Source organism: Microcoleus sp. CAWBG58 (genome assembly GCF_020883045.1).
Classification (GTDB): Bacteria; Cyanobacteriota; Cyanobacteriia; order Cyanobacteriales; family Microcoleaceae; genus Microcoleus.
On the sequence record NZ_JAHRFA010000001.1, the window covers coordinates 84423 to 91022 of the forward strand.

A 6600-nucleotide genomic window follows, 5' to 3' on the forward strand; every position below is an offset into this window, starting at 1 on the left:
AGGTTTGTAGTGAGGACTTTAGTCCTCTGAATATGCGGACTTAAGTCCGCACTACAAACACTTTTATTGTCAGGTTTGTAGTGAGGACTTTAGTCCTCTGAATATGCGGACTTAAGTCCGCACTACAAACACTTTTATTGTCAGGTTTGTAGTGAGGACTTTAGTCCTCTGAATATGCGGACTTAAGTCCGCCGCTTGCAAACCTGCAATATTAAGCGTAAGGCACGGGATCTTTTAATCCCAACTCGTCAAAAGCAGCCAGCCGCAGCCGACAAGAATCGCAAACGCCACAGGCACTTTCGCCGCCTGAATAACAAGACCAAGTTTGCTCCCAAGGCACTCCCAACTTGTTGCCCAATTCAATAATTGCGGTTTTTTTGAGTTCGATCAAAGGTGTGACAATCTTAATAGCTTCTCCTTCCCTTCCTTGCTTGGTTCCCAACCGAAATACTTCCTGCATGGCTTGGATGTAATCGAGGCGGCAGTCGGGATAGCCGGAATAATCTAAAGCGTTGACACCGATGTAAATTCGCTGAGCTCCTAGGGTTTCGGCGTAGGCGAGGGCAAAGCTGAGAAAAATGGTATTTCTAGCTGGAACGTAGGTAACGGGGATGTTTTGCGACATTTCTGCCAGATTGCGATCTTTGGGCAATTCTATCCGATCGTCCGTCAAAGCCGAACCGCCCCACTGCGTCAAGTCAAAGTTTACCACCTGATGCATCTTAACCTGTGCTGAAAGTGCGATCGCCCGTGCAGATTCTAACTCTCGCCGGTGTCTTTGCTTGTAGTCAAAGGATATCGCATAACATTCGCAGCCGTCGGCTTTCGCTTGATACAAAACTGTTGAGGAATCCAGCCCTCCCGACAATAAAATCACTGCTTTCACTTAAAATATCCTCGATTGCATCAGGTTTTATATTTTATATCAAATTTGTTGTTACTTGACAAGATAGGACGGCGGTTGAAACCGCGCCTACAAAAACAAAGGACGGCGGTTGAAACCGCGTCTACAGAAACAAAGTCTGCCTCCGCAGACTGAAGAAGATAAAATAATTTTAACTTCCCAGTTTTCTTCAACCGGCGTCCGGCGGGTTTTGTTTGTATAGAGGCGGTTTTAACCGCGCTCGTCTTCATGCAACAAATCGTCTAGTTCCCGGTAATCGGGCGTTGTATCAATTGCTTTACCCTGCCGCACAACTGTGCGATCGCGCTGCAATCTAGATAACAATTCGCTAAAATTTCGCGCCTCAAACAAAATCAAATCTGCTGGCAAACCAACTCCGATTCGTCCTAAATTCGGCAATCCCATTAAGTCGGCTGGTGTGGTTGTCACTGTGCGCGGCCAATTTTCCCAAGGCCGATCTAAATGGGCGATCCGGGCTGCCATATTCAACACTTCCAAAACATCGCGATCGCCAAATCCGTAGAACGGATCGCGACAATTGTCACTAGCCACTGCCACGGGAATTCCTGCTGCATTAAGTTCGTGCAGCAGCGTGACTCCCCGCCAGCGCGGTGTACGCCCAGATTGTCTGTCTTGCAGGTAAAGGTTGCACATCGGCAAGCTGACAATGCCAATATTTGCCTCCTTGACTAATGTCAAAGTTTCTGTTACTAAATCTGGCGGTTGTACGGCTAAACTACAGCAATGCCCGCAGATTATTTGACCTGCAAATTTATGTCTAATAGCGGTTTTTGCGACTTCACGCAGTGTGGTTGATTCTGGATCGTCGGTTTCGTCGGTGTGGAAGTCGAGGTTTAAACCGCGTTCTTGGGCTAAGCTAAATACGCGATCGAGTTGTTTGTCTAAATCGGGATTCATGTAGGCGACGCCACCGAGAATCCCGCCGACTTCTGCCATTCTGTCTGCTAATTTTTCCCCCTCGGGTGTCAGGAAATAGTCGAGGGAAACTAGGGAAACTGCTTGCAAAATTAGCCGATCGCGCCATTCGGCCTGCAACGCTGTAAATGCTGCTAAACTAACGGTTCCCTGTTCTCCTGCACTGTCGATGTGAGTGCGGATCGCCTTGCTTCCGTGGGCGTAGCTGCACTTAAGTCCGAATTGCATCCGCCGGTAAACATCCTCTGCATTCCAGTGTTTTTGGGCATCAGCCTGTACTGTCTCGATCGCGCTAGCAAACGTTCCATCGGGATTGGGCGATCGTTCCCAGATATGTCCTTTGTCTAAATGCGCGTGCATATCGACAAAACACGGGAAAATTAAGCTCTCTTGCAAGTCTACAATGGGGATACCTGCAAGTTGGGATAAAGGTTTCTTACCTCTCGGGATGATTTGGGCGATCGCACCGGCGGCAATTTCCAGATCCACCAGACAAAAATTGCGATCGGCTGTTGTGGGGATAGTAGACTCTAAATTGGCGATCGATTTGATCTCTAGAAGAGATGTGGGTACGCGACCATTTTTTAGCAAATAATTAGATGTAGCTGGCAACATGAAATTTTGTAGTTAATATTTTATCGACTTGACAGTTATTGAAGATGTCGGTTGTAGGGGCGCGTACTGACTAATAATTTATGAAACAATCCAGTGTGTTAATGCTCTCATCCGCCCTCCTCTCATTAAATGAACCCTATGGCGTTATACAATAACATTGTTTTTGGTGTACAATGCCAGAAAAAGGCTCGAAGCTGGCGATCGCACGGCGATGCGTATTTTAATTGCAGACTAATGTGTTGCAGGAGTTCAAGATATGAGGTTTCAAGAACTAATGTCAAACGTGCTGCACGGGTTGGGTATCCCTCGCATTGACCGTTTAGTTTCCCTGAGCCATCTCAAATACAATGCTATTATCAATTCTGGCATTCAAGTAGTCGATCGCCTCCCATTCCCAAAGATTGGATTCCCGCAGGCGCACAAGTCGAAATCGCCGCCAAAAAAGCTGTCGGCTACTGCACGCCAGACCCTGTGCCAGATGCTACAATTATTGCAGAAGCGATCGGACGCGATGCCAGGAGATTCAGAGGGCAAAGACACCACTGTTCGGGAACAGTTGCGCCTTTGCCAAATTAAATTTATTACTGGTTTGTGATCAGTCAGGGTAGGTTATGGCTAATTTGCGTTCTACTGTGATCGTAAAAACAGATATTTGCGGATATACCGCCCGAGTTAAAAAATTATCTCAGTCGGACTTAAGTAGTTTGTTGAACGAGCATAAAACTTTTATTTCAGATATTAGCACCAGAAATGAAGGAAGTTTGATCAAAGGCGAAGGTGATTCATTTTGGCTGATTTTTCCCAGCGTCACAGCCGCCGCGATGGCAGCATTAGAAATGCAGCAAGAATTGAGAACCCAACAATCTAGCAAATCGAACGACGAACGATTGGCTATTCGCGTGTCGATTACCTTGGGAGATGTCCTGCATCAAGATAAAGATATCTTTGGCGATACGGTGAATTTAACAGCGCGCATAGAATCAGTAACTCCTCAGGATGAAATATATTTGTCCCAAGCAGCATGGCTGGCGCTCAACAAAGCAGAAGTGCAAACATCTTTTGTCAACGAGTTTTCTTTAAAAGGGATGAGCGAACCTGAAAAGGTTTACAAGGTTGACCAAAGTTACAAGACGCGAATTGTGGAAAATCAAGCAATAATCAAAGCGGATTTGAGAGGTTTTATTGCTTATCAAGAATCTAATTCTATCAGAGATGTTGAATATTTGCTCACCAACTTTGATACTTTTGAAAAAAACATTTGTGAAGAATACGGCGGCACAATTCGCAGTATTGTTGGCGATTCGCATTTGTTGACCTTCCCCGAAGCTCACTCAGCCTTAGCGGCCATGGAAAGTTTGTGCGAAAATTGGAAACTTTTCATACACGGTCACAAAATACCTTGCGGTTTGTCGGTGGGAGTTGCTAAAGGAAATTTGTATATATTCCGCTCTTGCACTTACGGAAAAGATATTAACATCGCCGACAGGCTGGAAGATTTAAGTAAAATAGTATCTCCAGCTACAGAAAAAAATTCCGTGATAGTTTCCGATCAAATCAAACGCGAAGTTAGCGGCTCGAAGTGGGAATACAAGCTGATCAAAATCGATAAAAATGCGATCTTAGATAATCTGTTAGATTACAGTCAGTTTGACTTTTTTCAGGAAAACGATGTTTACCGATGTTTAGTTGTTTGACACTCCGCTGTCGTTCTACGGTAGTTTGTAGTGCGGACTTCAGTCCGCAAAATCGAGCAGACTCAAGTCCCCACGGGCGATCGCATCTGATTGCGGTTAATGGATCAAACACGATATAGCCCTCTTTTGTGAGATAGTCAGGGAGTTGAATTTTCTGTTGATAGTTTCCCTCTCTGACAGCATTTATCAAGTCGTAGAAACTCCGAAAAGTTCGATCGAATACTTTCAGGGTTTGTTCGGCTATATCAGTATTCAACTGTTGATAGTCCTCGTTTCCCTTGCAGTAGTAATAGTTCCACTCGTAACGAACGTGTTTGCCAGATTGGAAGCAATACTATCTAACTGTATAAAACCATACACTGTCAAGGTTTTGACCCAAGCCACAGAGTTCTCGCAAGGTGTTAAACTCTTTGGTGGCAAGTCCGCGTATCTGATTTTTTGAGTCAGGTACATAGAGCTTTCCCTAGAAGTATGGCTAGTCTAGGAAAAGCCTAGCCAAAATGTAAAGCCGATGCTCAAAACACGGGGTTTCAAACCAAAAATTTTCGATGAAGTTGAATAATATAGAGCTAGAGGCTGTAAAATATCTGAGAACACCTGCTGCGATTCGCCAAAAGTGCGATCGGCTTTTTAACTTAGCCTCAGAAAATAAACTCAATTTTTTCTGTGTCGATTTATCCGAACTCGACAAAGCAGCAAATTATGCAATCAACACAACCCGCCAACAGTATCCCGATTTTAATATTCCGTTTCACAGTCGGTGGCGGCATTTTGAAGCTGGCAACCAACTGCGCCTCGCTCAATTCGATGCAGCTTTAACAGAATTTTCAGCCATAGAACAAGCTAAAATCAAATTTGATTTAGCCATTGTCAGCGTTTTACTCGATGCCAGTGCCGGCGCAGATTGGCAGTATTGCGAAGCAGAAACCAAAGAAGTTTATCGCCGTTCAGAAGGGTTGGCAGTAGCCACTTTTCGGATGTTTAGTCAGGGTATTTTTTCCAGCAATCCAAATTTTCCTTGGCAAGCCGATTTTCGCGGGCTTTCTCAATTAAAATTAGAAACCTTAGCGGCCGGATTTCAAGTAAGTCGAGACAATCCGCTAGTTGGTTTAACAGGCAGATTAGAATTATTGCAGCGTTTGGGGAATGCAATTTGCCAACATCCATTATTGTTTGGCAGCGAGAACCAGCGTCCCGGCAATTTGGCACAATACTTGCTTGACAGTGTGGTTTCTGGAGTCAAAACTGTGGATTGTGCTGAAATATTGAGCGCTGTTTTGACAGGTTTTGGGGAAATTTGGCCGGGAAAATATGCCATTGGTGGCGTTAATTTAGGTGATGTTTGGCGGCATTCGGCTTTGCAAGGAGAAAATCTGGGAGATGAATTTGTGCCGTTTCACCAACTCTCGCAGTGGTTGACTTATTCGCTGTTGGAACCGCTGCAAGAACTCGGTTTGTACGTCGTGGGATTGGACGAGTTGACGGGATTAGCGGGGTATCGTAACGGCGGTTTGTGTTTGGATATGGGGCTTTTACGGGCAAAAGATTGGGCTATTTTTGAGCAGAGGTATTTGCCCGGTTCGGAAGTTGTAGTAGAATGGCGATCGCTCACTGTGATTCTTTTAGATAAAATTGCCACAGCTATGAGAGACAAGCTGCATTTAAGTGCGACAGCATTGCCGCTGGTGAAGATTTTGCAGGGAGGAACTTGGGCAGCGGGGCGGAAAATTGCGACAGAATTGAGGGCTGGTGGAGTACCGCCAATTCACATTGAAAGTGACGGGACTTTTTTTAATAGTTGACAGTGGACAGTTGACAGAAGTCAAGCGTGAAGTCAGAAGAAGGAGGAAGGTTCGGAATGCAAGTCCGATGGCACTGAAAAAGTCTGACTGAATTGTTGTAGCAAGTATTTTTTAAAGCTGTATTTTTTTGCCAAGACATCGTGGTTAAGCGAATTCTAGTTTAATATTAGTCAATATTGATGTTAATTATTAGGTACGTTGTTGCGCTTAAGCGCTCTTTATAATACAATACGGTTTACTTAACGCTTTTGATGAATTTCATCTGACGATTTTTGGATTATAAAGAGGTGAAGTAGATATTAAGAAGATTTTACCGCAGAGAACACAGAGAACACAGAGAGGGGAGGGATAAAAGGTTTTTTTACGACATCCAAAACCCTCGCAATACTCTTCCCTCTGCGCCAAAAGCGCCCCAATACGGTTCAAAACTCTTCTCTTGATGGAGTGGATTGTATTTCAATACGGTTTACTTAATGCTTTTGATGAATTTCATCTGACGATTTTCTGGCAATATAGCCATTTTTGGCAAGTCATATTTTTCTTAAGTCAACTGTATTGCTTTATAATACAATACAGTTTACTTAAGATTGTCCTTATTGCTTTATATCTAAGAAAGAGCGCTTAAGCGCAACTACGTACCTTTATTGCA

The 6600-nt window shown here is 44.2% G+C and carries 6 protein-coding genes; 4 read left to right on the plus strand and 2 right to left on the minus strand.

The features are described from left to right. Positions 1 to 211: 211 nt before the first annotated feature. The gene (gene queC, locus QZ918_RS00425; RefSeq protein WP_293329707.1) at positions 212 to 886 is read right to left on the minus strand and encodes a 7-cyano-7-deazaguanine synthase QueC; all 675 of its coding nucleotides are present in this window, start codon (positions 884 to 886) and stop codon (positions 212 to 214) included. 228 nt (positions 887 to 1114) lie between these two features. After that, entirely contained in the window at positions 1115 to 2455 is a 1341-nt protein-coding gene (locus QZ918_RS00430; protein ID WP_293329709.1) for a cytosine deaminase, read from the minus strand. A gap of 256 nt (positions 2456 to 2711) precedes the next feature. Between QZ918_RS00430 and QZ918_RS00435 the strand changes: the two genes are divergently transcribed. From QZ918_RS00435 to QZ918_RS00450, 4 genes are all read left to right on the plus strand, one after another. After that, positions 2712 to 3050 carry a hypothetical protein gene (locus QZ918_RS00435; RefSeq protein ID WP_293329711.1) on the plus strand — a complete coding sequence of 113 codons (339 nt, stop codon included), beginning with the start codon at positions 2712 to 2714 and terminating at the stop codon, positions 3048 to 3050. 16 nt (positions 3051 to 3066) lie between these two features. Beyond that, complete coding sequence (locus QZ918_RS00440) at positions 3067 to 4149, plus strand: adenylate/guanylate cyclase domain-containing protein (RefSeq protein ID WP_293156167.1); 1083 nt, start codon at positions 3067 to 3069, stop codon at positions 4147 to 4149. Positions 4150 to 4306: 157 nt separating this feature from the next. Further along, the gene (locus tag QZ918_RS00445) at positions 4307 to 4591 is read left to right on the plus strand and encodes a hypothetical protein (RefSeq protein WP_293329713.1); all 285 of its coding nucleotides are present in this window, start codon (positions 4307 to 4309) and stop codon (positions 4589 to 4591) included. A gap of 106 nt (positions 4592 to 4697) precedes the next feature. Further along, a complete protein-coding gene (locus QZ918_RS00450) occupies positions 4698 to 5951 on the plus strand; it encodes a URC4/urg3 family protein (RefSeq protein ID WP_293329715.1) in 1254 nt (417 codons plus the stop codon). Positions 5952 to 6600 lie beyond the last annotated feature (649 nt).

Excerpts from the sequence above, each read along its gene's own strand:
- QZ918_RS00430 (WP_293329709.1), bottom strand. The coding sequence starts at position 2,455 with ATGTTGCCAGCTACATCTAATTATTTGCTAAAAAATGGTCGCGTACCC.
- QZ918_RS00435 (WP_293329711.1), top strand. The coding sequence starts at position 2,712 with ATGAGGTTTCAAGAACTAATGTCAAACGTGCTGCACGGGTTGGGTATC.
- QZ918_RS00440 (WP_293156167.1), top strand. The coding sequence starts at position 3,067 with ATGGCTAATTTGCGTTCTACTGTGATCGTAAAAACAGATATTTGCGGA.
- QZ918_RS00450 (WP_293329715.1), top strand. The coding sequence starts at position 4,698 with ATGAAGTTGAATAATATAGAGCTAGAGGCTGTAAAATATCTGAGAACA.